The 26,907-nt window shown below is 54.5% G+C and carries 18 protein-coding genes, 2 tRNA genes and 1 pseudogene; 10 read left to right on the forward strand and 11 right to left on the reverse strand.

Going from position 1 to position 26,907, the window contains the following annotated elements:
* Window positions 1-65 precede the first annotated feature (65 nt).
* Window positions 66-743: a ribonuclease T gene (gene rnt / locus CVE23_RS13270; protein ID WP_038919415.1), complete on the forward strand. Its 678-nt coding sequence runs from the start codon at window positions 66-68 to the stop codon at window positions 741-743.
* A 110-nt stretch (window positions 744-853) separates the two neighbouring features.
* On the opposite strand, the gene CVE23_RS13275 is transcribed toward rnt, so the two are convergent.
* Entirely contained in the window at window positions 854-1,204 is a 351-nt protein-coding gene (locus tag CVE23_RS13275) for a Grx4 family monothiol glutaredoxin (protein ID WP_038668251.1), read from the reverse strand.
* A 331-nt stretch (window positions 1,205-1,535) separates the two neighbouring features.
* Between CVE23_RS13275 and CVE23_RS13280 the strand changes: the two genes are divergently transcribed.
* Window positions 1,536-2,507, forward strand: coding sequence for a C40 family peptidase (locus CVE23_RS13280; RefSeq protein WP_100849715.1), 972 nt, complete (start codon window positions 1,536-1,538; stop codon window positions 2,505-2,507).
* A 124-nt stretch (window positions 2,508-2,631) separates the two neighbouring features.
* On the opposite strand, the gene cydH is transcribed toward CVE23_RS13280, so the two are convergent.
* Complete coding sequence (gene cydH, locus CVE23_RS13285) at window positions 2,632-2,721, reverse strand: cytochrome bd-I oxidase subunit CydH (protein ID WP_157987323.1); 90 nt, start codon at window positions 2,719-2,721, stop codon at window positions 2,632-2,634.
* 386 nt (window positions 2,722-3,107) lie between these two features.
* On the opposite strand from cydH, the gene purR reads away from it, so the two are divergent.
* Window positions 3,108-4,133: an HTH-type transcriptional repressor PurR gene (purR, locus tag CVE23_RS13290; RefSeq protein ID WP_038668247.1), complete on the forward strand. Its 1,026-nt coding sequence runs from the start codon at window positions 3,108-3,110 to the stop codon at window positions 4,131-4,133.
* Between the two features lie 421 nt (window positions 4,134-4,554).
* Window positions 4,555-5,706, forward strand: a complete 1,152-nt coding sequence (gene cfa, locus CVE23_RS13295) for a cyclopropane fatty acyl phospholipid synthase (protein WP_038919417.1) — start codon at window positions 4,555-4,557, stop codon at window positions 5,704-5,706.
* A gap of 94 nt (window positions 5,707-5,800) precedes the next feature.
* Here cfa and CVE23_RS13300 read toward each other — a convergent pair whose 3' ends face one another.
* Window positions 5,801-6,457 (reverse strand): riboflavin synthase, encoded by a 657-nt coding sequence (locus CVE23_RS13300; RefSeq protein WP_049855126.1) that lies wholly within the window; start codon window positions 6,455-6,457, stop codon window positions 5,801-5,803.
* Between the two features lie 278 nt (window positions 6,458-6,735).
* Between CVE23_RS13300 and CVE23_RS13305 the strand changes: the two genes are divergently transcribed.
* The gene (locus CVE23_RS13305; RefSeq protein ID WP_100849717.1) at window positions 6,736-8,109 is read left to right on the forward strand and encodes an MATE family efflux transporter; all 1,374 of its coding nucleotides are present in this window, start codon (window positions 6,736-6,738) and stop codon (window positions 8,107-8,109) included.
* 161 nt (window positions 8,110-8,270) lie between these two features.
* Window positions 8,271-8,347 (forward strand) — tRNA-Val (locus tag CVE23_RS13310).
* Between the two features lie 178 nt (window positions 8,348-8,525).
* Here CVE23_RS13310 and CVE23_RS13315 read toward each other — a convergent pair.
* Complete coding sequence (locus CVE23_RS13315) at window positions 8,526-9,128, reverse strand: helix-turn-helix domain-containing protein (RefSeq protein ID WP_049855125.1); 603 nt, start codon at window positions 9,126-9,128, stop codon at window positions 8,526-8,528.
* Window positions 9,129-9,171: 43 nt separating this feature from the next.
* On the opposite strand from CVE23_RS13315, the gene CVE23_RS13320 reads away from it, so the two are divergent.
* Window positions 9,172-9,870 carry a B3/B4 domain-containing protein gene (locus CVE23_RS13320; RefSeq protein ID WP_100849718.1) on the forward strand — a complete coding sequence of 233 codons (699 nt, stop codon included), beginning with the start codon at window positions 9,172-9,174 and terminating at the stop codon, window positions 9,868-9,870.
* Window positions 9,871-10,016: 146 nt separating this feature from the next.
* Window positions 10,017-10,334 carry a quaternary ammonium compound efflux SMR transporter SugE gene (gene sugE / locus CVE23_RS13325; protein WP_038668235.1) on the forward strand — a complete coding sequence of 106 codons (318 nt, stop codon included), beginning with the start codon at window positions 10,017-10,019 and terminating at the stop codon, window positions 10,332-10,334.
* A 119-nt stretch (window positions 10,335-10,453) separates the two neighbouring features.
* Here the strand turns inward: sugE and CVE23_RS13330 are convergent.
* Both CVE23_RS13330 and CVE23_RS13335 read right to left on the reverse strand, forming a co-directional pair.
* Window positions 10,454-10,822 (reverse strand): annotated as a pseudogene (locus tag CVE23_RS13330) (aspartate/glutamate racemase family protein); the annotation flags it as partial.
* 39 nt (window positions 10,823-10,861) lie between these two features.
* Window positions 10,862-11,536: an AEC family transporter gene (locus tag CVE23_RS13335; protein ID WP_208622080.1), complete on the reverse strand. Its 675-nt coding sequence runs from the start codon at window positions 11,534-11,536 to the stop codon at window positions 10,862-10,864.
* Window positions 11,537-12,107: 571 nt separating this feature from the next.
* Here CVE23_RS13335 and CVE23_RS13340 point away from each other — a divergent pair.
* Window positions 12,108-13,262 carry an acyltransferase family protein gene (locus CVE23_RS13340; RefSeq protein WP_100849720.1) on the forward strand — a complete coding sequence of 385 codons (1,155 nt, stop codon included), beginning with the start codon at window positions 12,108-12,110 and terminating at the stop codon, window positions 13,260-13,262.
* 316 nt (window positions 13,263-13,578) lie between these two features.
* Window positions 13,579-13,655: transfer RNA gene (locus CVE23_RS13345), tRNA-Val, on the forward strand.
* A gap of 164 nt (window positions 13,656-13,819) precedes the next feature.
* Here the strand turns inward: CVE23_RS13345 and solL are convergent.
* From solL to solG, 5 genes are all read right to left on the reverse strand, one after another.
* Window positions 13,820-15,217: a solanimycin export family MATE transporter SolL gene (gene solL, locus CVE23_RS13350; RefSeq protein WP_049855120.1), complete on the reverse strand. Its 1,398-nt coding sequence runs from the start codon at window positions 15,215-15,217 to the stop codon at window positions 13,820-13,822.
* A gap of 105 nt (window positions 15,218-15,322) precedes the next feature.
* The gene (locus tag CVE23_RS13355; RefSeq protein WP_100849721.1) at window positions 15,323-15,865 is read right to left on the reverse strand and encodes a MaoC family dehydratase; all 543 of its coding nucleotides are present in this window, start codon (window positions 15,863-15,865) and stop codon (window positions 15,323-15,325) included.
* A 304-nt stretch (window positions 15,866-16,169) separates the two neighbouring features.
* On the reverse strand, window positions 16,170-17,450 hold the full coding sequence (solI, locus tag CVE23_RS13360; protein WP_038921024.1) for a solanimycin biosynthesis cytochrome P450 SolI: 1,281 nt from the start codon (window positions 17,448-17,450) through the stop codon (window positions 16,170-16,172).
* 143 nt (window positions 17,451-17,593) lie between these two features.
* Complete coding sequence (locus tag CVE23_RS13365; RefSeq protein ID WP_100849723.1) at window positions 17,594-23,371, reverse strand: non-ribosomal peptide synthetase; 5,778 nt, start codon at window positions 23,369-23,371, stop codon at window positions 17,594-17,596.
* A complete protein-coding gene (gene solG / locus CVE23_RS13370; protein ID WP_100849724.1) occupies window positions 23,368-26,859 on the reverse strand; it encodes a solanimycin non-ribosomal peptide synthetase SolG in 3,492 nt (1,163 codons plus the stop codon). Before solG ends, CVE23_RS13365 begins: the two co-directional genes overlap by 4 nt.
* Window positions 26,860-26,907: the final 48 nt, after the last annotated feature.

Here is a 26,907-nt window from a genome sequence, read left to right on the forward strand (position 1 = left end):
TGCTGCATCCCCCGCCGGAATTTGCCATAATGCGCACTGCATGTTACTGAAGAAATAAGAAACGAATGGCTGAGAAAAATAACCTGAACGCCCTGAACGCGCGTTTTCGTGGCTTTTACCCTGTTGTTATCGATGTGGAAACCGCCGGGTTCAACGCGAAAACCGATGCGCTGCTGGAAATTGCAGCCGTAACGCTGAAAATGGATGAAAGCGGTTGGTTACAGCCGGACGAAACCTTGCATTTTCACATCGAACCGTTTGAAGGCGCTATCCTGCGGCCCGAAGCGCTGGCCTTCAACGGCATCGACCCTGCCAACCCATTGCGTGGCGCGGTGAGCGAATATGAAGCGCTGCATGAAATCTTCAAGGCCGTGCGTAAGGGAATCAAAGATCAGAACTGTAATCGCGGCATCATCGTGGCTCATAACGCGACCTTCGATCACAGCTTTCTGATGGCGGCGGCAGAACGCTGCGGCCTGAAGCGCAACCCATTCCACCCTTTCGCCACCTTTGACACCGCCGCGCTCAGCGGGCTGGTGCTGGGGCAGACGGTGCTGGCTAAAGCCTGCATTGCGGCGGAGATCCCATTCGACGCCAGCCAGGCGCACTCGGCGCTCTATGACACCGAACGGACAGCGCAACTGTTTTGTGAACTGGTCAATCGCTGGAAGCGTATGGGCGGCTGGCCGCTAGCATCGGGAACCGATACCGAAGCGTCGTTGGCTGTCGGCAGTGAAGAGTAAGGCTGCGCGGACGCGTGTGTCCGTGCAAACACCTTGCGCGATCAAAGCACCATAATCGTAACGAGTAAAACGACATCAGGCAGCGCCGGGCTGCCTGATACAGAAGGGGATTACTGCTGATCCGCCTGCTGGGATCGGTACTTGTCGGCGGTTTCCTTAATCAGTTGCTGCAATTCGCCGCGCTGATACATCTCAATCACGATGTCGCAGCCGCCAACCAATTCACCATCCACCCACAGCTGCGGGAACGTCGGCCAGTTAGCGTATTTGGGCAATTCAGCGCGGATATCCGGGTTCTGCAGAATATCCACATAGGCAAAACGCTCGCCGCACGCCGACAACGCCTGTACCGCCTGGGCAGAAAAACCACAGCTCGGCAGTTTGGGAGAACCTTTCATATACAGCAGAATCGGGTTTTCAGCGATCTGACGCTGAATCTTTTCAAGTGTCGTTGTCGTCATTCTATTGCTTCCTCAAGGGCGTGATGACCAGCCCATCAACGGCTGTTCATGTGACTCGCGGCATACCGTGCCGTGCCGCTTCTGTTGTTTTGTATTCTAACGATAGCGACGGCCACAAAAAAACGCTATCTTTTGTAGGGTTTTGTCTGACTGGTCGCGCGCCAGCACAAAACAACGCCGAATCGACTGATAATTAAGCAGCGAGCTCCGTTGTTAACGTTTTCTCACTATTTTGTAGTAACAATGCCTTATTCCCCACTTTTTTATCAGGTCATTTTCGGGAATACTGTAAAGATTGAACGATTGAGGACAACATTCGGTCAGAATTATCATGCGTTTATTTATTACGCTTTTCGTATTATTTTTCAGTAATCTGTTTTTAAACCTGGCACAGGCTAATCCACATAGCGCTGCGGTATTACCGCGCAAAACCGGCGTAGAAACGGCGAATAAAGCTATTGAGGAATCCAAAAAAAGCAAGGTTGCCAAAAATACCAAAAAGGGTGCGGCGCCCACTCATGACAAAAAACCGGAAAAAACCACCAAAACCGCGCCTGCCAAAACGACCGCCGCTCACGATAAAAACGTCAAACCGCACAATGATAAAAAACCGGTGACCACTGCGGCCGCAGCCCACACAACCAGCAAGCCGCAGAAGCGGGAAAAAAGCGTTCAGGCTAAAGCGCCCGCCGGCAAAACCGCGAAAAAAGACACCCCGGCACCGGCGAAAAGCAGTCATAAGGCGCACGAAACCGTGATTGCTAAAACGGCAAGCAAAAAAAGCAAGTCTGCCGTCGTCGGAGAAGAAAGCGCCAGCGCATCACCACACGGCAAGAGTAAAAAAGGCCGGCAGGATAAAGCCGCTCTGACCATCAGCGCCGCTCACCAAAAGCGCTACCAGCATGCCAAACTGACCGCCATGAACAAGCTGATGAGCCAAATCGGCAAGCCCTACCACTGGGGCGGCGCGACCCCCTACTCCGGTTTCGATTGCAGCGGACTGGTGTATTACGCGTATAAAGATGTGGTGAAAATCCCGATTCCGCGAACCGCCAATGAGATGTACCACTTACGTGACGCCGCGCCTATCAAGAAAAGCGAGCTGGAAAGCGGCGACCTGGTGTTCTTTCGGATAACCAACCGCGGCGCCGCCGACCATGTCGGCGTCTACCTCGGCAATGGTCGTTTCATTCAGTCGCCGCGTTCCGGCTCTGACATTAAAATCAGCAAACTGAGCGAGGACTACTGGCAGGATCACTACGTCGGCGCCCGTCGCGTGGTCACGCCGAAAACCATTCGCTAAACAACTTCCGCTGGAATGGCCGTTCTCAATACGACAAAAGGGGCATCACGCCCCTTTTTTGTTTTCCTGTCTTTAACGGCAACGATGCGCCGCTGACGTTCCAGGCGCCGCTAGCGCCACGCCGTCAGTTCAATACCGCGCTCAGACTAAAGATGATGATCATCGCCAGTGAAGCCACAGTGGTGAACAGCGACATTTTCAAGTTGGTATCCATAGTATTCTCCTGTATGTGACTGATGATCGCCGTCATCCTGTCATGTCTGAATCAATCCCCTATCCGGCAGACGGGGGAAACATTATAAAGCATAGGTCTATTATCACCCGGCGAGCGTCAAAAAACCGGTTTCTGCGTCACAGAGATAAAACGAATTGCCTCTTCCACTTTTGCTCTAAATCGGCCAAAATCCGCAGTTTACTGTATACACTGCGTTGGTCGAAGCGTCAGCCCTCCCTTCAAGCTACACACCTCGGCATGTCTCCTCCTGAAATGTTGCCTTGTTGTCTGGCAGGAGAAGAATTCACGCAGGCAAACGATTAACAACATATTTACTGCTGTAACAGACAAGCTACTGTAACAGATGAGTTCAGGAGTCACTTTAGATGGCAACGATCAAAGATGTGGCAAAACGCGCGGGCGTTTCGACCACAACCGTATCACACGTGATCAATAAAACACGTTTCGTCGCCGAAGAGACCAAGGCTGCGGTGCGTGCGGCCATCGATGAATTGCATTATTCGCCGAGTGCGGTGGCCCGCAGCCTGAAAGTCAACCACACCAAATCCATCGGCCTGCTGGCGACATCCAGCGAGGCGCCCTATTTCGCCGAAATCATCGAGGCGGTGGAAAACAGCTGCTACGCCAGAGGCTATACGCTGATCCTGTGCAACTCCCATAATAATCAGGACAAACAGCGCGCCTACCTGTCCATGCTGGCGCAAAAACGGGTCGACGGCCTGCTGGTGATGTGCGCCGAGTACCCGCCGGAACTGCTATCGATGCTGGCGGATTACCGCCATATCCCGATGGTGGTGATGGACTGGGGCGAAGCCCACAGCGATTTTACCGATACCATTATCGATAACGCGTTTGCCGGCGGCTACATGGCCGGACGTTACCTGATTGAGCGCGGCCACCGCGACATCGGCGCCATTCCCGGTTCTCTCGGGCGCAATACCGGCAGTGGGCGTTATCTGGGTTTCCTGAAAGCGCTGAAAGAGGCCGACATTCCGCTACGGGAAGAATGGGTGGTTCAGGGCGACTTCGAGCCGGAATCCGGCTACAAGGCGATGCACCAGATTCTGGCCCAGAAACAGCGTCCGACCGCGGTGTTCTGCGGCGGCGATATCATGGCGATGGGCGCCATTTGCGCCGCCGACGAACTGGGGCTGCGCGTACCGCAGGATATTTCGGTGATCGGTTATGACAATGTTCGTCACTCCCGGTATTTTACCCCGGCGCTGACCACCATCCACCAGCCCAAGGAGCGACTGGGACAGGCGGCCTTCTCGATGTTGCTCGACCGCATTACCAGCAAACGCGAGGAAGCCCAGACCATTGAAGTGCATCCGACGCTGATCGAACGCCGCTCCGTCGCCGACGGCCCGTTCCTCGATTACCGTCGTTAAAATTCAGACGATTCCGTTATCTCTGTCTGGCTATTCAATCAAGCGGCAGGCCGCACCACACATGGTGCCGGCGCATGCTATCGCTGTTGAGCTCATGACTTAACGTGCTGCTTTAACCCAATGAATCTTGTCGTCGGGTTAAAGCAGTCATACACTTGTCACTGTCGTTGACGACAATAATCATGATCAGACGATGCTTTTGGCCTCATGCATCGCCTTACTTTTTCTATCCTGCCTGTTGACCGCTGCACCTTTTTGTTACGGCCAGGGATAGACGCCTTTCGTACCGGCTTTTCTCTTATTTTCCTCTGAGACGTTCAGGGGTAGACGATGGATTGGGTCCACCGAATGCCCTCCGTGGGTACATTTGTCTAATGTTTTTCCTTGCAAAGGCATTTTTCCGGCAAGGTAGGGAGAAGTTATGAGTTCATCTTATGTGGAGGAACTGGGTACCCCTAACCTATCCTGGTTCCAGATTGTTAATGAAATGCTGTCGGCCGCCGACATCGTCATTAACGGTTCACGCCCGTTTGATATTCAGGTAAAAAATCCCGACATGTATAAGCGCGTGCTGCGCGAAGGCTCGTTGGGATTGGGCGAAAGTTATATGGATGGCTGGTGGGAGTGTGAGCGGCTGGACATGTTTTTCCACCGCGTGCTGCGCGCCGGGTTGGAAAACCAGCTCCCTCACCGCTGGCGCGATACGCTGCGGATCCTGATGGCGCGGCTGACCAACCTGCAGTCCCGCCGTCGGGCCTGGATCGTGGGCAAGGAGCATTACGACCTCGGTAATGATCTTTTCACCCTGATGCTTGACCCTTATATGCAGTACTCCTGTGGCTACTGGAAACAGGCCGAAACCCTGGAGCAGGCACAGCAGGACAAGCTGCGCTTGATCTGCGAAAAACTGCAGCTGCGCCGCGGCATGACCCTGCTGGATATCGGCTGCGGCTGGGGCGGGCTGGCAGAATTCGCCGCGCGTCACTACGGCGTTTCCGTCACCGGCGTGACCATCTCCCGCGAGCAACAGAAACTGGCGCAACAGCGCTGCCATGATCTGGACGTGAACATCCTGCTGCAGGACTACCGCGACCTGAACCGGCAGTTTGACCGTATCGTTTCCGTCGGCATGTTCGAGCATGTCGGTGCCAAGAACTACGATACCTACTTCCAGATAGTAAAGCGCAATCTTAAACCTGATGGGCTGTTCCTGCTGCACACGATCGGCACTCACACCCCCACGCCAACGGGAGATAAGTGGACCAGCAAGTACATCTTCCCCAACGGCAGCCTGCCGTCGATAGAGCAAATCGCCGTAACCAGCGAGCCGTATCTGGTGATGGAAGACTGGCATAACTTCGGTGCTGACTACGACAGCACGTTGATGGCCTGGTATCACCGCTTCCAGCAGCACTGGCCAGCATTGTCCGAGCGTTACTCCGAACGTTTCCAGCGCATGTTCACCTATTATCTCAACAGCTTCGCGGGTTCATTCCGCGCCCGCAACATTCAACTCTGGCAGGTGTTGTTCAGCGTGGACGGCGTGGAAGGCGGCTTGCGAGTCCCCAGATAATCACCGCCATCCGGCGAATCGTACCTAAATAGCAAAAAACCGGCAGCCAGGCTGCCGGTTTTCATAGGGGAGAAAGCGTCAGGGAAGGAATGGCTTATTCGCCCTGCTCCGCCTGCGCCGCGGCCTGCTCCTGTTGCTGCTGCGCCTGACGAGCCAGGACGCGTTCGACCGTGTCGATGATGGCCTGGGTTTGCGGGTCGATTTCGATATTGATGCGGTCGCCCAGTCGTTTCTGACCCAGCGTCGTGCGCTGGAGCGTTTCCGGAATCAGATGCACGCAGAAACGGCTGCGGGTCACTTCCCCTACCGTCAGGCTGATACCGTCAATGCCGATAAATCCTTTGTGCAGCACATATTTCATCTGCGATTCATCAGCCAACCGGAACCAGATCTGGTGATTATTTTCCGACGTCAGGATTTTCACGATCTCCGCCGTACACATAATATGGCCGGACATCACATGCCCGCCGATTTCGTCGCCATATTTGGCGGCGCGCTCCACATTAACCCGATCGCCGGCTTTGACTTCGCCCAGGTTGGTCAGCCGCAGCGTCTCTTTGATCAGGTCGAAACTGATCCGATCGCCATCGATTTTGGTGACGGTCAGGCAACAACCGTTGTGCGCTACGGAAGCCCCGGTTTCCAGCCCCGGCAGCAGTTCGGGGGGCAGTTGAACGACATGAGTGCGGAAATTGGGTTTTTCATCAATCGACACGACGGTCGCCGTGCCCTGAACAATACCGGTAAACATGGTGCTGGTCTTGCCTCCTGGTCAGTAATAAGCGTGAACGCGACGCTACAGTGATATGGCGCGGCGAGCCTGCGCTCGGGAGAGACAACGTTCACTAATGTCTGGCAGTTTGCACCATATCCTCAGGAAAACCAAACGGGATCACTCCCGTTCAGTCAGTCATTGGTTTACTGTTGGCAAATCGTTACAATGCTTCATCTTTTTTTATAAATAAAGGATGATTGCCTTTCTCTCCCCATTAGAGATCTCTCTCCATCCTGCTTTAGGAAGGTGTTTTCGTGCAGAAGTACTTATCAGAAGCCCGTCATTTGCTGGCGTTGGCTATTCCGGTCATCATCGCGCAAGTCTCGCAAACCTCAATGGGTGTGGTGGATACCATCATGGCGGGCTCCTATAGCGCCACCGATATGGCGGCGGTGGCGGTGGGCACCTCCATCTGGCTGCCGGTCATCCTGTTCGGTCACGGTTTGCTGATGGCGCTGACGCCGGTCGTGGCCAACCTTAACGGCTCCGGACGCCGGGATCGTATCGCTCATCAGACTCAGCAGGCGTTTTTGCTGGCCGCGGCTATCTCCATCCTGACCATGTTCGTGCTCTATCAGGGAAAATACGCCATTAACCTGATGCATGACGGCGCGCCGGAACTGGCCGACAAAGCGGTGAAATACCTGCATGCCTTGTTGTGGGGCGCGCCCGGTTACCTGTTCTATCAGGTATTTCGCAGCCAGTGCGAAGGTTTGTCCAAGACCAAGCCGGGGATGGTGATCGGATTTATCGGCCTGCTGATCAACATTCCCATCAACTACGTTTTCATCCACGGTAAGCTGGGCATGCCGGAGTTGGGCGGCGTCGGCTGCGGGGTGGCGACCGCCTCGGTATACTGGATGATGATGTTGATGATAGCGGCCTATTCCCGCCACGCCTATTGGCTGAAAGACATTCGTCAGTTCAAAACCCAGTTGAAGCCGGATTGGGCCGTACTCAAGCGGATGTCCGGCATGGGGCTGCCCATCGCGCTGGCGTTGCTGTTCGAAGTGACGTTGTTTGCGATTGTCGCGCTGCTGGTATTGCCGCTCGGGGTGGTTGATGTAGCGGGCCACCAGATCGCGCTCAACTTCAGTTCGCTGATGTTCGTGCTGCCGCTGTCTGTCGGCGTCGCCGCCACCATTCGCGTCGGCCACCGGCTGGGCGAAGGTTCGGCGGAGGCTGCCCGGGTAGCGGCGCGTACCGGTATCGCTACCGGCGTGTTGCTGGCGATGTGCACGGCTATCTTCACCATCACGCTGCGTGAACCCATCGCCATGCTTTACAACAAAAACCCGGATGTGGTGGCGATGGCCTCGCATCTGATGCTGCTGGCGGCGGTCTATCAGATTTCCGACGCGGTGCAGACCATTGGCAGCGGCGTGCTGCGCGGTTACAAGGATACCCGCTCCATTTTCTTTATCACCTTCATCGCCTACTGGATACTGGGGCTGCCCAGCGGCTATACGCTGGCGCTGACCGACATACTGGTGCCGCGGATGGGGCCGGCCGGGTTCTGGTGGGGGTTCATCATCGGCCTGACCTCCTCCGCCACCATGATGGTGCTGCGGATCCGTTGGGTGCAACGCCAATCGCCGGCGCGTATTCTGGCGCGGGCGGCACGTTGATTCGTTGATGGCGGCAGAGCGCCGAAAAAAACGGCGCTCTGCTTACAAGCTCGTCACTCAGTGTGATCTAACGGGAATTTTGCGTTTTTTCCCTTGCCAGCGCCCCTATAGCCCGTTAATATTCGTCCCCGCTGTCGCCCTGACAGTTTCAGTAACACGATGCGTTCATAGCTCAGTTGGTTAGAGCACCACCTTGACATGGTGGGGGTCGTTGGTTCGAGTCCAATTGAACGCACCATTCCTTCAAATATAAACATTCAGCCCGTGTTTATAACGACGTAAAAGCTCTGACTCCCCTTTTTTACCGATACGCTTTCCCACAAGTCATTGGCGCTACCGCTTTCCGGTTTGTTTTCTTCCTGATGATCACAGCAAACCAGCGCCAGCGGGAAACCCGGTGACGCCACTATCCCCGGCTATTGATGCAGTTCAGCCACCGTCATCGTAAAAATAAGTTTGCCGTCGTCTACGTTTGCGTAACGATGCGGCACATCGGTTCTTGCCACTGCTGAACACCCGGCAGGAATGATGAGCTCGGTGTTATCCACCTTCATGCTCAACACCCCGGTCTCAACATGGAACAGCTCAAGCGTCCCCTGGGGGTGGCCTGACGACTCAAATACTTCACCGGGGAACATCTCCCAGCGCCACAGTTCTATCATGTTGGGGCCGCTGGTCCCCGCCAGCAGACGCGCCGTACCGCCGTGAGGGCCGTTCCATAACGTTGGAATATTTCCCTGTTCGATCAGGTATACCGCCGGAGCGTCCGTCACGTTGACGATATCGGCAACGGACAAACCAAGCGCCGCCGCGATCTTACACAACATGGCGATGCTGGGATTGGCCGTGCATTTCTCTATCTCCACCAGCATACCTTTGCTGACGCCAGCGCGTCGTGAAAGCTCATCCAGCGAGAGTTTCTGCTTTTTCCGGTGCGCTTTGATTCTGCGGGAAACGGCTTCGCTCACCGTCTGGATATCCGCGCCCGACTCGGTCGATATATTGACTTTTTTGGTCATCGGTCGATAATGTGAAATAAATTAGTCATTTTAGGATTATCTAATGCTTTCCGTTTTACCGTCAATCGACGCCAGCGTTGCTATACTGGCACCGGGTTTCCGGGCGCTGAGCATCACCGCGGCAGCAACGCCGATCACTGATCCTGACATCGCTGATAAAGCGCTGGCCGCTGCCTGCAAATCGGTGATTGCGGGAGAAGCACGCTGGGCTGATGCGCACCTTGCCGCCTGGGCTGATGTTTTCAGGAAGTTCGGCGCTAAACCGCAACGTACCCCGTGCTCAGCCGAGGCGCTGCGTAAACGTGTGCTGCGCGATGGCAGCATGCCGGGCATTGATCCGGTGGTGGATCTCTACAACGCCGTTAGCCTTCAATATGCAATCCCCGTGGGTGGCGAAAACCTCGCGGCCTATGTCGGTGCGCCCAGGCTGACGATGGCAGATGGCACCGAGCGGTTCGACACCATGAAGGACGGGCTGCCGGCTCAGGAGTCCCCCGAACCGGGAGAAGTTATCTGGCGGGATGATGAAGGCGCAACCTGTCGTCGCTGGAACTGGCGTCAGGGAGTCAGAACGCGGCTGAATTCAGAAACCCGCCAAATGTGGTTTATTCTGGAAAGCTTGCCGGTGATGCCGTTGACGGCATTATATGACGCGGGTGAACGGCTGAGCGATGGTCTGCAACGCATGATGCCTGGGGTCAGCATTGAGATGACCCTTGTCGATTCTGACTGCCGGGAATAAACCTCAGCGCAATAAAATACCACGCCGGATAAACCGTAAGCGTTAATCCTGTCAGAAAAGCCATTCGGCTTTTCCGCCTTGCTGGACGACCTGCAAGCGCTTTTTTTTGCGGTGGGGACGACCCCATTATTCATAATGGAGTGAACATGTCCTGGTTAATTCTTTTTCTTGCCGGATTATTAGAAGTCGTCTGGGCTATCGGCCTGAAATATACCCACGGCTTTAGCCGTCTGGTCCCCAGCGTCATTACCGTTGTCGCGCTGTTCACCAGTATCGGGCTACTTTCCTTAGCGCTAAAAAATTTACCGACCGGTACGGCTTACGCCATCTGGACGGGAATCGGCGCCGTGGGTACTGCGCTGGCAGGGATTATCCTGTTTGGCGAATCCGTCAGCCCACCGCGCATTATCAGTTTGACACTGATTGTAGCGGGAATTATCGGCCTGAAATTCAGTACGCATTAATTCAGTACGTATTAATTTAGTACGTATTAATTATTAATTTAGTACGCCGTAATAGCCGGTTGCACGCCCGCGTGTAAATGCGGGCGTGACGACAAAACCGGCACAGCACGGTTTCCCCATCAGTCTATCGACCTGTCCGCCAGCATCACGTCAAGTAAGGCATTGATATGAGTTTGCATGGTGTCCAGGCTTGCCACAGGTAATGTCACCCCATTGAACAACAGCGGCAGTTCGGTACAGCCCAGAATAACCGCGTCGATGCCCTGTTCATCTTTCATGCGCTGCATAATATTCAGAAACACCGCCTGTGTTTGCGGCCTGACGATCCCCCGTTCCAGTTCCGTCAGGATTTTTTCCGCAATAAACGTTATCGCTTCACGGTCGGGAATGGCCACGTTAATACCCGCCTCACGGAACGGTTTTTTGAAAAAATCCGCTGCCATCGTGACGCGCGTTCCCAACAACCCGACTGTCGAAAAACCTAATCGCTGCGCTTCATGCTCGCCAGTCTTGAAAAATGAAGCAAGTTAATATGCCGACCGTTGATAAATACCTTCGCCAGTCAGGCTTCCGGATGAATCCAGGAAAGATAAAGCGTTATCGTCAGAATCGAGATAATGGTGGAAAACAGTACGGTTCGCGAAGTAATGCGCGCTTCCCGGCGGTAAAACTCCGCCAACATGAAAGGCCCAGTTCCCGTCGGCAGCGCAGCCAACAGAACGGCGGTATGGTAGCGGATTGCGCACCAACGCCCCGACGACTTTCGCCACCAGTTGCGCACGCCGCCTCTCGGTCTGGATCCCCGTTTCAACAATCACGATCGCAAACGCAAAGAGCACGCAGACCGTGATAATCGTCGCGATTAGGGTCGGCGCCATCGCCGTCGGTCCCAGAAACGCCAGCGCCAGCGGGAACCCCATAAACCCCGTGTTCGCATAGCTTGAATTCAATGCGTCCAGCGCGGCATCGGCCAGATGTCGCGAACGGGAAATTTGGAAAATGAGGGTAACCGCGAATACCAGCACCGCGCCAAGACCAAACGCCATGATGAAACCGGGCTGCCCTACATCAGACCAGCGCGCATGCGCAATAATGTCGAAAAGCAGTGTGGGAAGCGCAAGATACACGACGAAGCGGTTGAGTTCCGAGGTGGCATTCGGGCCGAAGATACCGAGTTTACGGAAAAATAAGGCATTCCACATATGGCTTTATATGGATATGGCTTGTGTGGCTTGACGGTGGCATATCCAGATAATATTGCCATGCGACATGGTTTGATGGCTTATGTTATCCGTAAAGAAAAATTAAACACGCCTCGATTCATTAACTAATTTATTTATACCGAATAGTCATGCGTCATAAATAAAAACCAGACATTAGAGAAATAATAAACAAGCTAAAATATATTATCCAATGGCCTCGTGCCCGCATAGCCTCATTAATTAATTTCTCACTAATTTCCCAATAAATTCATTGCATTCCACATTGATGATGAAATAAATCCATCTCACCGCTTGCCTATATTGCCATCGAAGTTTAAATTATTGTTTATGAGATGTGAATTTATTGATAACAGAACAAGACACCCTACTCATTACACAATAAGACGGCCTTAATTTAAATATTGTCACGTCAATCGACAACGATATCGAACCCAGTAGAACCAAACCCTGCAAAAAGCAATGTTTTGATTTTATAGCAAAAACCTATCCGGCCAACAGGCTGGCAGGTCGTTTTTTATTTTCATAAATCTTCACGGAGGTGGTAAATAATATGGTTGATTATAGTCATAGCTCGTCTACATTTTCGCACGCTATTACCCATGAAAACAGAAAGGTTAAAAGCACTGCGTCTACACTCCCTTCATTGAATGGTATTCGCTTTATTCTTGCCATCGGTGTTTATTTATTTCACGTATCGATACCAAGAATGTGGAATCCATTCTCCGATGCTGAGATTAGCGATAGTTACGCCTTTTTCTTCAGCAAGTCAGGATGGGTAGGCGTCTCTTTTTTCTTTATACTCAGTGGGTTCGTCATGACCTGGTCGGCACGCCCCATTGACGATCCGATTCGCTTTTACAAGAAAAGACTGGCGAAAATATACCCCAGCCATGTCGTCACCTTGCTTATTTTGATGGCATGCGGCGCCGTCAGCTTTAACCGACCTGATATATGGCTACCCAATCTGTTACTGATACAGGCATGGATTCCTGATATTGATATTTTTTTTGGTGCAAATACACCCAGTTGGTTCCTGAGTGCCATCATATTTTTTTATTTGACCTTCCCCTGGTTAATTAAATTGGTAAAACGCATACCGGTGACATTTCTTTGGCCGACCATCTGGATTTGTTACGCGGGTATGATTATCAGCCAGGTAGTGGTATATGAACTCACCTCATCCGGCCTCCCCGTTCCTGGATGGCCCGTGCCAATCGGCAATACTCAGATGTGCCTTGCCTATACCTTTCCGCTATTGCGGCTTTACGAGTTCCTCATCGGCATGGTCACAGCGCGAATTATTCAGGAGGGAAAATGGATTCGAATTTCAATTACAACGTGCGTGGCACTAAGCATTTTGGCCTATATGGTCGATCTCTTCATGCCTTTTCAGTTTAGTTTTAATCTGGTGACGTTGATACCGTTCGTATTATTTCTGGGTTCACTGGTCGTGGGGGATATTAATAACCAACCTAATTTCTTGAGTTCAGCCTTGATGCAATGGCTTGGCACTATTTCGTTTGGATTTTACATGATCCACTATGCGATTCTGCTATTGCTGAAACGGACAATGGGAACAGCCAGCCACGACCTCGTTCACGCCACACTCCTGATTGTGTTAGGCGGTATAATGAGCATTTTGGGCGGATGGTTGCTCTATCGATTTGTTGAACGTCCGGCCAGCGCCTGGCTATCCCGCCGCTAGCCGACTCAAGCCTTGCAGCGGTGCCCGCTGCACACAATGACTCTGTGTTCTATTAACGGCAACGACATGCTGTTGTAAGCCGTCGCTGAACGCACCCTAAGCAAGCAGGACAAGCACATACCGGCGATTGTCCTGCTCACTTTCGGCAATGATTTTCAATCCGGCCAAACATTCAGCACTCGATACGGGGATGGCAACAAAATACTTGTCATTGCATCAGTGCAAGGCCATAATAGCGCCCGTTCAAAACGGGAAAGGAAACAGCATGATTTATCATGTACTTACCTCAAATACCGATAAATGAACGCTTCAATTTGCGACCGTAGCTCAGTTGGTTAGAGCACCACCTTGACATGGTGGGGGTCGGTGGTTCGAGTCCACTCGGTCGCACCATTTCATGTTCTATAGACGTGCACTGATGTCTATAGTACCTTGAAAAAAAGAAAGTTTTCATCTTCTCCCCTTCCAGTAATACCTATCGCAGTTCTTCCGTACCCAATGATTTTAAGTACAGGTTCAAGTCCATCCTGAATACGGATGAATTCGATTCCAGCTTGTTACTGAGCAGATGATGTCATTGAATGGCTCAGCCTTGAGCGTTCCCAATCAATCCGTTCAAACAAAATAATCGTCATCGCCGCCATTAATAGGTTAGTCATCGGAAATGCCCACCACAGGCCAGAGATACCTAGCGAGGTATAGTGGGATAATCCCCATGCCAGCGGGATCTGAATCAGCCATTGAGACACCAACGCCAGTGTCATGGTCGTCATGGTGCGCCCGGTGGCGCGAAAGGCGCCATTTAGCGCCATCTGTAGCCCAATTAATCCATAACATGGCGCGATAATATGAAAGAAATTCGTCCCGTAATAAATAACCTGGATCTGATCGGGGGCGAATTGCCCAATAATGTAAGGTGCAAAAACGAACCCTATCAGGCCAATAGTGGTCAGGGTGAGAAATGAGATCGTTGCGCTCAAACGGCCAATGGCATGCGCACGCTTAAATTGTCCAGCGCCAACATTTTGTCCAACAAGCGTTGCTGTAGCAATTGACATACCAATGGCGGGTACAATAACCAGTGCATTAATATTATTAACGACACCGTAAGCCGCCGTAACCGCCGTTCCCAGCCCTGTTACCAGAGACATCATCCCACTCGCGCCCAATGCATGAGCACACAGTTCAATTGACGATGGCATTCCCAGCCGAACGACGGATTTAACCATATCCCATCTGGGTTTCATCGCACGAAAATAGATCTTAAGGCCAGTATGACCAAACCGTAACACCAGCAATCCAGCCGTCATCGCAATGCCTTGATTAATGAGAGTGGCAATGCCTGCCCCCGTTACGCCAAATGCGGGAATAATCCCATAACCAAAGATAAATAGCGGGCACATGATGGCGTTAAGAATCAGTGTACCCAGCGTAATCAATAATGGGATACGGACTTCGCCTGAGCCCCTCATCAAGGATTGCAGCATGGCAAAACCAAAGGTAAATATTAAGCCACTGATGATAACGCGCAAAAAGCTGAGTGCGAACGGAAAGACCTCTTCCTGAGTGCCGAGCGAATGCAACATCCAGGGGGCAAGAAAATACCCTGCCGCCGAGATAGGTATTGCAAACAGCAACGACAGCATGAATACCTGCGCCGCAATATCGTTTGCATCCTGATGCAAACGGGCGCCGATGCACTGTGCGACCAGCGTAGTGCCCGCTACACTCAAGCCAATACCCAAAGCAAAAGCAAGAAAAATGATGGGCTGACTTACCGATATCGCCGCCACGGATTTATCACCCAAACGCCCTACCCAGAACGCATCAATCATGATGTATCCTGACTGTAAAAGATTAGCCAAAATAACAGGGACGCCTATTTTTATCAGTGAGCGTAATATTGAACCTTGCAATAAGGCGTTTGGTTTTTCATCAATGAGTTCAGAAGACAATAATTAATCCCTTAATGTCAATCGTTATGGAAAACTTACCGTTATAAACAAACAGCAAGCATGAAAAATTCATTCACACCATGCAGCCTCATTACAGGGTCATGGTTAAGGCGTCTTGGCCGTACCACTCCCCTGAAATATAAGAAGCTTACCAAGCAGCTCCTGACGGATTTTATTATCCTGGCCGATGGTAGAAATATGAATCGTCATCAACGCTCTATCCGGTTTGGCTGGGGAGATATCTATTTCAGTAATTTTTGCCCTTATTCGTAATATATCACCGGGCCGCGTAGGGCGAAGCCAGTTGATCTTCTCCACCCCTTTACCAATGATGCCATGTGCCAGAGGCAAGCTTTTAACCAGTAGATTCATGGTAATACTTACGGTGTGCCAGCCGCTCGCCGCCAGGCCTCTGAAGATGGAATCCTTTGCCAGGTCATCGTCTATATGAAAGGGCTGCGGGTCATATTTTATCGAAAACTCAGCTATTTCTTCCGCACTGACATAATACTCGGAACTATGAAAAACCTGACCGACTTTAAGATCATCAAAATACAGCTTTGGTGGTCTTTCATCCCTTACGTCGCTTCCGATAAAGTACTCGTTAGCACTATTCACATAGCCGTTTAAATAACTTTCATCTCGCATATCCACGAGTCTCCCTTACCAACATGAACAGATCCGCCGGATGCCAACAGTTAAGCATTCCAATCAACTGTGTTTTCCATACGCAACCATTGGTTAGAATTAAAGATATAAAACCTCTATACAAAAACAATCCAGTCGGTATTATCCCGCTCTCGCCACATACGAAAATTTTAAAATAATGAATAATTCCAATTACGGCGATACCGATAAGGATGTACGGATATCGCCGTCCCATTTCTGGTTATTTAAACTGTACTCCAGACTATATTCCACTGGTGTTGTCACCAGACTCCGGAGAAGAAAGTTACTCTTTATGAATAATGACTTTCAGATTTTCAAAACCATGTAAAAAATTAGAGTAATTACGCTCAGGCTCTTCCAATACCTCTATTCTGGAAAAACGCTTGAGAATTTCTTCCCAGATAATCGTCAGTTGCATTTCAGCCAGCCGACTGCCAATACAGGCGTGTATACCCACACCAAAGGAGAGATGCCGACGGGCGCGCTCACGGTCGATGCTGAAGGTATCAGGTTCTTCAATCGCCGAGGCATCGCGGTTGCCAGACGCATACCACATCACGACACGGTCGCCTTTCTGGATGTTTTTGCCACGAATTTCAACATCGCGGGTGGCAACACGGCTCATAAAATTGACTGGCGGGTGAAAACGCAGCGTTTCCGATATCATTGGCATCACCAGCTTAGGATTGGCCTTGAGCTTGGCAAACTCGGCGGGATATTTATCCAGCAAGTAAAGGCTGCCTGAAATCGTGTTACGCGTCGTGTCGTTCCCACCGATAATCAGCAGAACAATGGTGCCACGGTACTGCTCTAACGTCATATCGCGCGTGTCGGGGTGCTGGGCCAACATTGAGATAAGGTCATAGCTTGGCGGCGCATTACGGCGTTTTTCCCACATTTCCTCAAAAACTTGATAGCATTTAACGGTTTCTTCCGCCTTTTGCTCCCAGCTTTTCACCAGACCATGTCCCGGCTCAAACATCAGTAGGTCAGACCAATACGTCAGCTTACGGCGCTCTTCAAAAGGAAAATCGAGCAGCGTTGCCAGCACCGTCGCCGTCATCTCCTTGGAGACTCGATCCACCCAGTCAAAGGGTTCGCCAATCGGCAAACCGTCGAGAATAATGCCCGCACGTTCACGCATTATCGGCGCCATTTGAGCCAGGTTGGAGGGAGCCACCGACGGTGCCGCCGCCTTGCGGTGTTTAGTATGCTCGGGGGGATCCATGGTAATGAAACCCACATTTTTCCGCCGCTCATGACCCAGAGCCTGCATCGCCGCTTCGAGTTTCTCCTTCTCTTCAAGCGATTTCAGATCGATATTCTGGGTGGAGGTGAAATCGTGGTAATTATTGCCAACCGTGCGAATATCGTCCCACAATGTTACTGACCAGTAAGGCCCAAACTCACTTTCCGGCGTGAAATGCACCGGGTCTTCACGTCTGAGACGCTCAAACACCGGCAATTCAGTCGCATTCACAAACCGATCCCGACGCGCAGGGTTAATTTTCTCTAACGGGATAGCATTAACATCCTCAACAACATCCTGTAATTGTTTCGTCATTTTCATCCACTCATTGTGTTTCTAGAGAATGTGCTATAGCACTGCCGATAGCGTGCCTCGATAGCGCTACAGCACGTAACTGCAGAAGGAGCCACCTGGCGAACCCTGCCCCGGCACCTTCCCTGGTACGCAAGCGCAAACCTTTATTGATCCGCACCTGCATGAACATACTGACGCCACCATCGCACCAGCTCGGTCACATGGGGGGCTTTCAACACCGTAAAGTGCTGCCCTGGCCCCGCGATGGTTTCAAGCTCGTTGGCCCAGCGGGCCCATGCCGCCGCATCGTCATGTCGGCGCTGAAGATCCGCTTCGGTATTCATCCACGGATCGCGCACCTGTATCAGGTTGACCTGTCCGTGGTAGTGCGCCGCCGGTAGATAATGCGTTTGTCTCGCGGCATAAAAGGTTTGCCACGGACCTTGCAGTAACCGTGAAGAGGAATGGGCCGGTATTTTCCCCACGCGATGAAGATGCCGGTGCACAGCCGACAGCATCGTTTCAATGTCGTGACCGGCGTAAAGGGATTCATCCATCTCCAGCGCCATCTCTAAGGTGAAGCCGATGCTCTCAACGTACTCGCGCATGCACTCAGCCAGGCTCGGCGTGACGGCCGCCTCCTTGCCGCCAGACGGGGCTTCGGAATCGATCAGCGTCAACGACGCCACCCGGTAGCCTTGAGCCGCCAATCGGCTCGCCATCTCGAAGGCCACCTGCCCGCCAAAAGAGTGACCAAGCAGGTGAACGGGCGTCTTCTCGCCGATACCCGCCTGACGCATCGCCGCAAGGTTACGTATCGCCGCCGCCTCAACCGACGGATCCGGTTCGCCAACCCCGTCGATCCCTTTCGGCAGCAGACCATAAACCGGCTGCCCGCCGGGCAACGCCTGCACGAACGGCAGGAAGTCCGTGACGCTCGCGCCGGCTCCAGGCACACAAAACAGCGGTGTGCTATCGGCGGTACCTTTTTGCAACGTAATGAGCGGCTTGAAATCAGCCGTCGCGGCGAAAGTCTGACCTGCTGCCGGGCGTTGCGGCTCACCGGCGTCTATCGAGTGAGTGAGCGCGTTGAGCTGGTTTATCGGCGCATCAGGGTTGGCGACCATCGCTTCAAGCGTTGCGAGGTAGCCGGCCGCCATGCGCTCGGCCGTTTCCCGGCGAAACAGATCGACGGCATATTCCAGAATGCCCTCCATCCCCAGCGGCTCCCCTTCCTCGCTATATTTTTCATACAGCATGACATAGAGATCCCACTTGGCATTCCCGCTGTGGGCGGGGTAGACCTGCGCCGCCAGACCGGGGACCGCAAAGGTTTCCGATGGGGCGTTTTGCAGGATCATCATGGTCTGGAACAGCGGATAATGCGACGGCGAGCGCACCGGCAATAACTCACCGACCAGTTTCAGGTAAGGAATATCCTGATGACCATACGAACTTAACGCCTGCGTGCGTACCCGTTCGAGCACCTCATTAACCCGGGGCGTTCCAGAGGTATCAACACGCATCACCCACTGCGTCAGGAAGCATCCCACCAGATCGTTCAACGCTTCGTCGCTGCGCCCTGCTGAAACGGCCCCCAGCGGGATATCCTCGCCTGCGCCAATCTGGGTGTAATAGATGCCGAGCGCCGCCTGCAATACCATCGACAGCGTCATGTTGCGCTCACGCGCCAGGGTACTCAGCCGCTGGTGCAAACGGGCAGTGATCTGCAAAGGCAGCATCTCACCGCGATAGCTGGGTTTTTCCGGCCGCGGGTAATCTTCCGGCAACGCCAGCGTCGCGGGTAAGCCCGCGAGCGTTGCCTTCCAGTACGCCAATTGCTCGGCAAATACGCTGTTCGGGTCATCAGGAGAACCGAGCAGTTCACGGTGCCACACCGCGTAGTCGGCATACTGAACGGGCAGCGGGGTGAACTGTGGCGCGTGACCGGCGAGACGCGCCTGATAAGCCTGCGTGAGATCCCGAGTCAGCGGCGCCAGTGAAAACGCATCACAGGCAATATGGTGGAATAGCATCACCAGAATGTGCGTCTGCGGCCCCACCCGGAGTATTGCAGGGCGAAACGGCAGATCAACCGACAGATCGAACACCGAGGTAATCGCCGCAAACACCGCCTGTTGAGTCTGTTCTGCGCTCACTTCCGTATACGGGATATCCAAATGTACGGCGGCAAAGGGCTCGATCACCTGCACCGGTTGCCCGTCCACCACGGCAAAACGGGTGCGCAGTGGCTCATGGCGTTCCACCAGATCGTACAGCGCGGCGGTTAACGCCGCCTGATCCAACTCGCCTTCAAGCGAGACGACAATCGGCGTATTGAGCGATGAGTTATCACCACGCGTATTCTGCCCAACCCACATCAACTGCTGGCCGTAGGACACCGGCACCGGTTCTGGACGCGGCTCAACTTTCCTTAACGGCGGGCGCACGTTGGCGTGATCATCAAGCTGTTTCGCCAGGCTCGCCACCGTCGGGTTTTCAAATAGCACGCGCACCGGAAGTTCAATACCCAGCCTGGCGCGAATACGCCCGATCAATCCGGTAGCCAGAATCGAGTGTCCGCCCAGCGCAAAGAAGTCATCGTCAATGCCGACTTGCGGCTGCTGAAGTAATTCGGCATACAGCTCGCAAAGCACCGCTTCGCGCGCATTGCGTGGCGCCCGATAGGTGGAGGCATCACTGAACTCAACCGCTGGCAGCGCCTTGCGATCCACTTTGCCGTTAGCGGTAAGCGGGAATTGCGCCAGCACGACGATACGCGCGGGCACCATGTAGTCAGGCAAGCGCTCGCTGAGGTAATCCCGCAGCATTTCCTCAAGGGATATCTCCTCAGCGAATGCCGGCGCAGAAGCCTGCAAGTCCGCGCCGACGACGTAGGCCGCCAGACGCTTGCCGCTGCCGTTATCCACCGCCAGCACCAGCGCGTTATCGACCTGTGGATGTTCGGTCAGACGCGCCTCAATCTCGCCCAGCTCGATACGAAAACCGCGCAGCTTGACCTGTTGATCGTTACGCCCCACAAAGATCAGGTTGCCATCGTCCTGATAGCGCACCAGATCGCCGGTGCGATACAGGCGGGCGGGCGAGTCGGCCACAAACGGATTGGTCACGAAACGCTCGGCAGTCAGGTCATCACGATTCAGATAACCCAGCGCGACGCCGTCCCCGCCGATATACAGCTCGCCAATGGCGCCTAATGGCACCGGATGCCGATGCTTATCCAGCACGTAGAGCTGGGTATTACCGATGGGGCGCCCGATAGGAATGCCGGCGGCATGGGTCGCCACGTCATGGATCGGATAGGTGGTGGCAAAGGTGGTGGTTTCAGTGGGGCCGTAGCCATTCACCAGCTTCGCCGACGGCACCGTGCGCAGCACCTGAGCAATAATGTTCGGATCGAGCGCATCACCGCCGATAAACAGCGACGTGAACTGGGCGAGAACCGGGGTCAGCTCGTTATAAAGCTGATTGAACAAGCCCACAGTCAGCCACATCTGGTTCACGCGCTGATGCTGCAGAGTGCGCACCAGCCGTGCCGGCGTGAGCAAGGTCTCCTGATCAATCACCACGCAGCTGCCGCCATTGAGCAACGGCGCCCAAATTTCCAACGTGCTGGCGTCAAAGGCGGTGTTGGCCGCCAGCGCCATGCGATCGCCGGGCGCAAAAACACCGACGCCGCTGTTTATCACCAATCGGTTAATGGCGTAATGCGGCACCACGACGCCTTTCGGTACGCCGGTCGAACCGGAGGTGTAGATGATATAGGCCGGCGCGCTGGCGGAAACCCGCACCTCTACCTTGTCGTCACTTACCGCGCCGTCACTTACCGCGCCGTCGCTCGCCTGCGCCGCCTCGGGGCTATTGACATCAATCACCGGCAGGTTGATGGCCGCCGCCGGCTCTTGGTGGGCATCGCTTATCAGAAAGCGAGCAGAGCAATCCTCAATAATCCACGTTAAGCGCTCTGGCGGCGCCAGCGGGTCCAGCGGCACGTAAGCCGCGCCCGCCTTGAGTATCGCCAGCGTCGCCGCCAGCAATGCGCCGCTACGCGGCAGCAGCAGCGCCACCGCGTCCCCCGGCCGAACGCCACGGGCAATCAGCGTCTGCGCCAGACGGTTGGCACGCTGATTCAGGCTGCAATAGCTAATCTGCTCTTCACCCTCAATCACCGCCACCGCTTGCGGTGTACGTAACACCTGCTGTTCGAACACGCGGTGGACGGGTTCCTGCGCGGGATAAGACGCCGCCGTCGCGTTCCAGTCAACCAGCAGTTGGGTGCGTTCGCTGACCGGGAGAATCTCCAGTTCATGCATCGGTGTCGCGGGATTGCTGTCCAGCGCCTCGGCCAGGCTTGTCATGGTCTGCTGGAGATAGCCAATAATCCGCTGCGCTGATAACGGCGCCGCTGCGAGCACGTTCAAACGCAACGTCTCACCAAAGTCATCCACCGACACGGTCAGCGGGTAATCGGTACGCTCTTCAAAGCCGTGCCATTCAACGTCATCACGTTCACCGGACACATCCACGCTTTCGTCTTCAGCCTGCTGGTTGTGGCGGTAGTTGAACAGCACATTGAACAATGCCGTTGGCGGTGCAATCCCGCTGCAACGCTGGGCCAGACTGAGTGAAGCGTGTTCATGACTCAGTAATGCCGCCAGCCGCTTGTGCGTTAAGCGCACACTCGCTTCCACGCCCACATTCCCCAGATCAAGGCGGAGCGGTAGCGTATTAATGAACGGCCCCATGATCTGATCGGCTCCCTCCCCGGCCTGCAAACGGCCCAGCAGGATGGTGCCGAACACCACCGTATCGCTGTCGCTGGCGCGCGCCATCACCTGCCCCCACACCAGATGACACAGGCTTCCCATACTGACGCCGAGGCGACGCGCATGCGCGCGCAAACGCGCGACAACAGCCGGTTCGACATTCTGGCGCAGTTCCACCACGCTGGCGTTGTTTGCCGTTCCCGTCGACATGCCGAGTGCAAGGGTCGGGGCATCAATGTCACCCAGCATCTGACGGAAAAATTGCTCGTGCTCCGCCTCCGTCGTTCCGTTACGCACGCTGGCGATCAGGCGGCGGAAGGGTTGCGGCGCGGGCAATTGCTGACCACGGCCCAGCAGAAACGCGGTAATGTCCTGAATCATGATCTGCAATGACGCGATGTCATCGATCAGATGATGCAGCAACATCAGCATGTCAAAGCGCCCGCTTTGCGGGTCCTGCGCGGTATACAAACTCAGCAGCGGCGCCTGAGTCAGGTCAATACGGTAATGCGATGGATGATAGCGTTCGACCAATTGCGCCATAATCGGACCCTTGGCCGGATCCAGTTCAATTTCAGTGAGCTGCACGCGTGCCTGACGCAGCACCACCTGTGCCGAGCGCGACAACCCGCGCGAAAAAAACGCCGTGCGCAGAATGTCGTGCCGATTTACGGTTTGCTGAACCGCCTGCACGTATTGCGTCATCACCTCGCGGTTCGCCAGCGAGATCCTAGCAAACTGCAGGTAAGGGTCGCCCTTGTCGCTTAACTGGTGCAAAAAGAGGATCCCTTCCTGCAACGGCGTCAATGCGTAGATATCCTGCACATTCGCCACACCGCCCGGCACATTGGCGACAATATGCGCGATATCGGCCTGAGTCAGATCAATCAGCGGCAGCATATCTGGCGTCAGGTGGGTGGTCGCCGGCGTAATCCGATTCACCGGCGCGTTTGAACCCTGATTCCCGCCTTGCGAGGACAACGTTCTTCCCTGGCGCAGGGCGTCAACGAGAGCCGGTTTGTGCTCCCGCAACGCCGCCTTGATATCAGGGGTCAGCGACCCCTTTGCTGCCTTGATGACCAGCGCCTCACCATCAAGCGATAGGGCGATGTTGGCCTCATCCAGTGTCTGCAAAAGGTCATCAAAATCGATCATAATCTCATCTCGTCGAGTTCAATGGTGCGAGCGGACAGCTCGGCCAACGTCGGGCTATCGAATAAGGCGCGGATCTCCGTACTCAAATCGCGCTGGCGCAGGTGCTCCATTAATTGCACCGCCAACAGCGAATGACCGCCCAGTTCGAAGAAATTGTCGTGACGTCCGATACGTTCAACGCCCAGCAACTCCTGCCACAGCTCCGCCATCGCGATTTCAACATCGCCTTGCGGCGCTTCATAGGCACGACGAGAGAACGACGAATCATCGGGCTGCGGCAACGCTTTGCGATCCAGCTTGCCATTGGCCGTCAGCGGCAGTTGATCCAGTTTGACGAATGCCGCAGGCACCATGTATTCCGGCAACTGCGCCGCCAGGCTGCTGCGCCACTGCGCGATCTGGTCAGAGATGCTCAGGCCGTCGGCCTGCGCTTGCGCGCTGAGCACGACATACGCCACCAGACGCAAATCACCCTGCGCATCTGCGCGGGCCACCACCACGGCATCACCAATCGACGGCTGTTTGAGTAACTCCGCGTCAATTTCGCCCAATTCGATACGGAAACCGCGGATTTTGACCTGGTTATCGTTACGTCCGAGGTACTCGATATCGCCGTCCGCCAGATAGCGCGCCACGTCGCCGGTGCGGTACATCCGGGCGTCGGCATCGGCGACAAACGGGTCGTTAACGAAGCGCTCCGCCGTCAGGTCAGGCCGGTTGAGGTATCCGCGCGCCACCCCCACCCCGCCGATATACAACTCGCCGACCACGCCGCGCGGCACCGGGCGCAGGTGCTGATCGAGCAAATAGATACGCAGATTGGCGATGGGGCGGCCAATCGGCACGGTAGCGGTTTCAGGCAAATCTTTCGGGCAGGTCCATGACGTCACGTCGATGGCCGCTTCCGTCGGTCCATACAGGTTGTGTACCGCCGTGTCCGGCAGCAATTTGTGACAACGGGCCACGCTGGCGGAACTCAGCGCCTCGCCGCTACACACAATGCGGCGCAGTGAACGGCAGGCCGCCACGCTGTCGTTGGCCAGAAACAGGTTCAGCATCGAGGGGACAAAGTGCAGGGTGGTGATGTTGTTGGCCTGAATCACCTCGGCGAGCGCCTGCGTATCTTTATGCGCGCCCGGAGGGGCAACCACCAGCGTCGCGCCGACAGAAAGCGGCCAGAAGAACTCCCACACCGACACGTCAAAGCTGAAGGTGGTTTTTTGCAATACGGCATCGCTGCCGTCGAGCTGATAAGCATCCTGCATCCACTGCAAGCGGTTGATCAGCCCGCGATGTTCGTTTTCCACGCCTTTGGGTTTGCCGGTCGAGCCAGAGGTGTAAATAACATAGGCAAGATGGCGCGACGTCAGCCCCAACGCCGCGGGCGATAGCGATTCTGTCGATAACGATGAGCGCGCCAGAGACGCCGTATCCAGCTCAAGCGTAACGATACCGGCGGTATCGAGTGCAGCGGTCACCTCACGACCGCGTTTGTCGAGCAACAGCAGCTTCGGCGCCGAGTCTTGCAGAATGTAGGACAGGCGCTCCTGCGGATAATCAGGGTCAAGCGGCACGTAGGCCCCGCCCGCTTTGGTGATCCCCATTAATCCCACCACCATCTCGATACTGCGATCCAGACAGATGGCGACGCGATCATCGGGTTTGACGCCCTGCTGGTGCAAATGGTGCGCCAGCTGGTTGGACAAGGCATTTAGCTCTGCGTAGCTCAATTCACGATCGCCAAAGCGCAGCGCCGTTGCCGCTGGCGTCAGTTTTACCTGCGCTTCGAACATCTGATGCGTATAGGTCACATCAGGGTAAACCTTGTCGGTATTATTCCATTCATTCAGCAGTAAATGGCGCTCTGACTCGGGCAGAATCGCGATCTGCTGCATCGGCGTATTGGGCGCGTGATCCAGCGCCCTGGCGATATTCTCAAGCGCCTGTTGCGTATAGGCGAACAGCAGTTCGGGATCCAGCGAGTCCACCACCTGAATATTCAAACCCAGCGCGCTGCCGTAGTCGTCCACCGACAGCGTGATCGGGTAGGTGGTGCGCTCTTCAAAGCCATCCCACTGATCGGCTTCCGGCACCACAAAATCCAGCGACTTACTTTCCGACTCGCGGTTATGGCGATAGTTAAACAGGGTGTTGAACAACGGTGTGGAGCTGCTCACGCCGCTGCAACGCAGCGCTAATGCCAGTGAGGCATGCTCATGACTCAGCAGTTCCGCCAGCCGTTTGTGGGTGTTGCGTACGCTGTCCTCCACGCTTACGCCGGACATATCAAGACGGATCGGCAGCGTATTAATGAATGGCCCCATGATCTGGTCGGCACCGTCGCCGGCATGCATACGGCCAAACAAAATGGTACCGAACACCACCGCATCCTGACCGCTGATACAGGCTAGTACCTGGCCCCAGGCCAGATGGCAAATACTGCCGAGGCTCACCCCCAGACGGCGCGCATGCGCACGCAGGGTGTCGTTCAAACGCTGGGGAACCTTGCGCGTGACTTCGATTATCTCGAAGTCATCCAGCATATTGACCAGGCCATAAGGCGCGGTGGGCTCATCGATATCCGCCAGCGTCGAGCGGAAATACCGTTCATGCTCTTGCGGGCTCTTACCAAGACGAACCTGCGCAATCAGGCGACGGAACGGTTGTGCCGGGGGCAGCGTGTGGCCGCGCCCGGCCAAAAAGGTATGGATCTCGGCCGACAGGATCAGCACCGAGGTAATGTCATCGATCAGGTGGTGCAGCACGCGGAACATCTCCCAACGTTCGCTGTGCTTGTCATAAGCGACAAACGCGTGCAGTAACGGCGGCTTAGCCAGGTCGATGCGGTAATGTGACGGGTCGAAACGCTCGGCCAGCTGTGCGGCGATCGGGCCGTTCGCCGGATCCAAGTCCACCTCCAGCACATGCAGTGTCGCCTGACGCTGCACCACCTGGCACGGGGTCGATACCCCTTCCCAGTAAAAACCGGTGCGCATGATGTCGTGACGATCGATAACCTGTTGTACCGCGGCAAGGTAATTGTCTACCTTTTCGCGACTATCAAACGTCATCTGCCCTGTTTGCAGGTACGGGTCGCCGTTGCTGGCCAGCATGTGATGGAACAGAATCCCTTCCTGAAGCGGCGCCAGCGAGTAGATATCCTGAATATTGCTCACGCCGCCGGGCACCTGTTCGACCACGTGATCGATATCTTTCTGCGTGAAGTCGATAAGGGGCAACAGCTCAGGGGTAATCACCGTCGTCTCTGGCGTAATCTTGTTCTCGGGCACCACCACCTCAAACGCGTTTGACAGGCGTTTCCCATTACGCAGAGCGTTCACCATAGTCGCTTTGTGCTCGCGTAGCGCACTTTTAATCTCGCTGGTTAGCGCGCCTTTGGCTGAAGTAATAACCAAATCCTCGTTATCCAGCGATATCGAGATCTTTGCCTGTTCCAACGTCAGCAGTAATTGTTCGAAATCGCTCATTCTTTATCCTCCGTGATACTAACGTGTAGTCGATAGTGATTGACGTAA

The sequence above is a fragment of the Dickeya fangzhongdai genome (genome assembly GCF_002812485.1).
GTDB classification, from domain to species: domain Bacteria; phylum Pseudomonadota; class Gammaproteobacteria; order Enterobacterales; family Enterobacteriaceae; genus Dickeya; species Dickeya fangzhongdai.

Bases quoted from the DNA above. Each gene is read 5' to 3' on its own strand.
- rnt (WP_038919415.1), top strand. From the start codon at position 66: ATGGCTGAGAAAAATAACCTGAACGCCCTGAACGCGCGTTTTCGTGGC.
- CVE23_RS13275 (WP_038668251.1), bottom strand. From the start codon at position 1,204: ATGACGACAACGACACTTGAAAAGATTCAGCGTCAGATCGCTGAAAAC.
- CVE23_RS13280 (WP_100849715.1), top strand. From the start codon at position 1,536: ATGCGTTTATTTATTACGCTTTTCGTATTATTTTTCAGTAATCTGTTT.
- cydH (WP_157987323.1), bottom strand. From the start codon at position 2,721: ATGGATACCAACTTGAAAATGTCGCTGTTCACCACTGTGGCTTCACTG.
- purR (WP_038668247.1), top strand. From the start codon at position 3,108: ATGGCAACGATCAAAGATGTGGCAAAACGCGCGGGCGTTTCGACCACA.
- cfa (WP_038919417.1), top strand. From the start codon at position 4,555: ATGAGTTCATCTTATGTGGAGGAACTGGGTACCCCTAACCTATCCTGG.
- CVE23_RS13300 (WP_049855126.1), bottom strand. From the start codon at position 6,457: ATGTTTACCGGTATTGTTCAGGGCACGGCGACCGTCGTGTCGATTGAT.
- CVE23_RS13315 (WP_049855125.1), bottom strand. From the start codon at position 9,128: ATGACCAAAAAAGTCAATATATCGACCGAGTCGGGCGCGGATATCCAG.
- CVE23_RS13320 (WP_100849718.1), top strand. From the start codon at position 9,172: ATGCTTTCCGTTTTACCGTCAATCGACGCCAGCGTTGCTATACTGGCA.
- sugE (WP_038668235.1), top strand. From the start codon at position 10,017: ATGTCCTGGTTAATTCTTTTTCTTGCCGGATTATTAGAAGTCGTCTGG.
- CVE23_RS13335 (WP_208622080.1), bottom strand. From the start codon at position 11,536: ATGTGGAATGCCTTATTTTTCCGTAAACTCGGTATCTTCGGCCCGAAT.
- CVE23_RS13340 (WP_100849720.1), top strand. From the start codon at position 12,108: ATGGTTGATTATAGTCATAGCTCGTCTACATTTTCGCACGCTATTACC.
- CVE23_RS13355 (WP_100849721.1), bottom strand. From the start codon at position 15,865: ATGCGAGATGAAAGTTATTTAAACGGCTATGTGAATAGTGCTAACGAG.
- solI (WP_038921024.1), bottom strand. From the start codon at position 17,450: ATGACGAAACAATTACAGGATGTTGTTGAGGATGTTAATGCTATCCCG.
- CVE23_RS13365 (WP_100849723.1), bottom strand. From the start codon at position 23,371: ATGATCGATTTTGATGACCTTTTGCAGACACTGGATGAGGCCAACATC.
- solG (WP_100849724.1), bottom strand. From the start codon at position 26,859: ATGAGCGATTTCGAACAATTACTGCTGACGTTGGAACAGGCAAAGATC.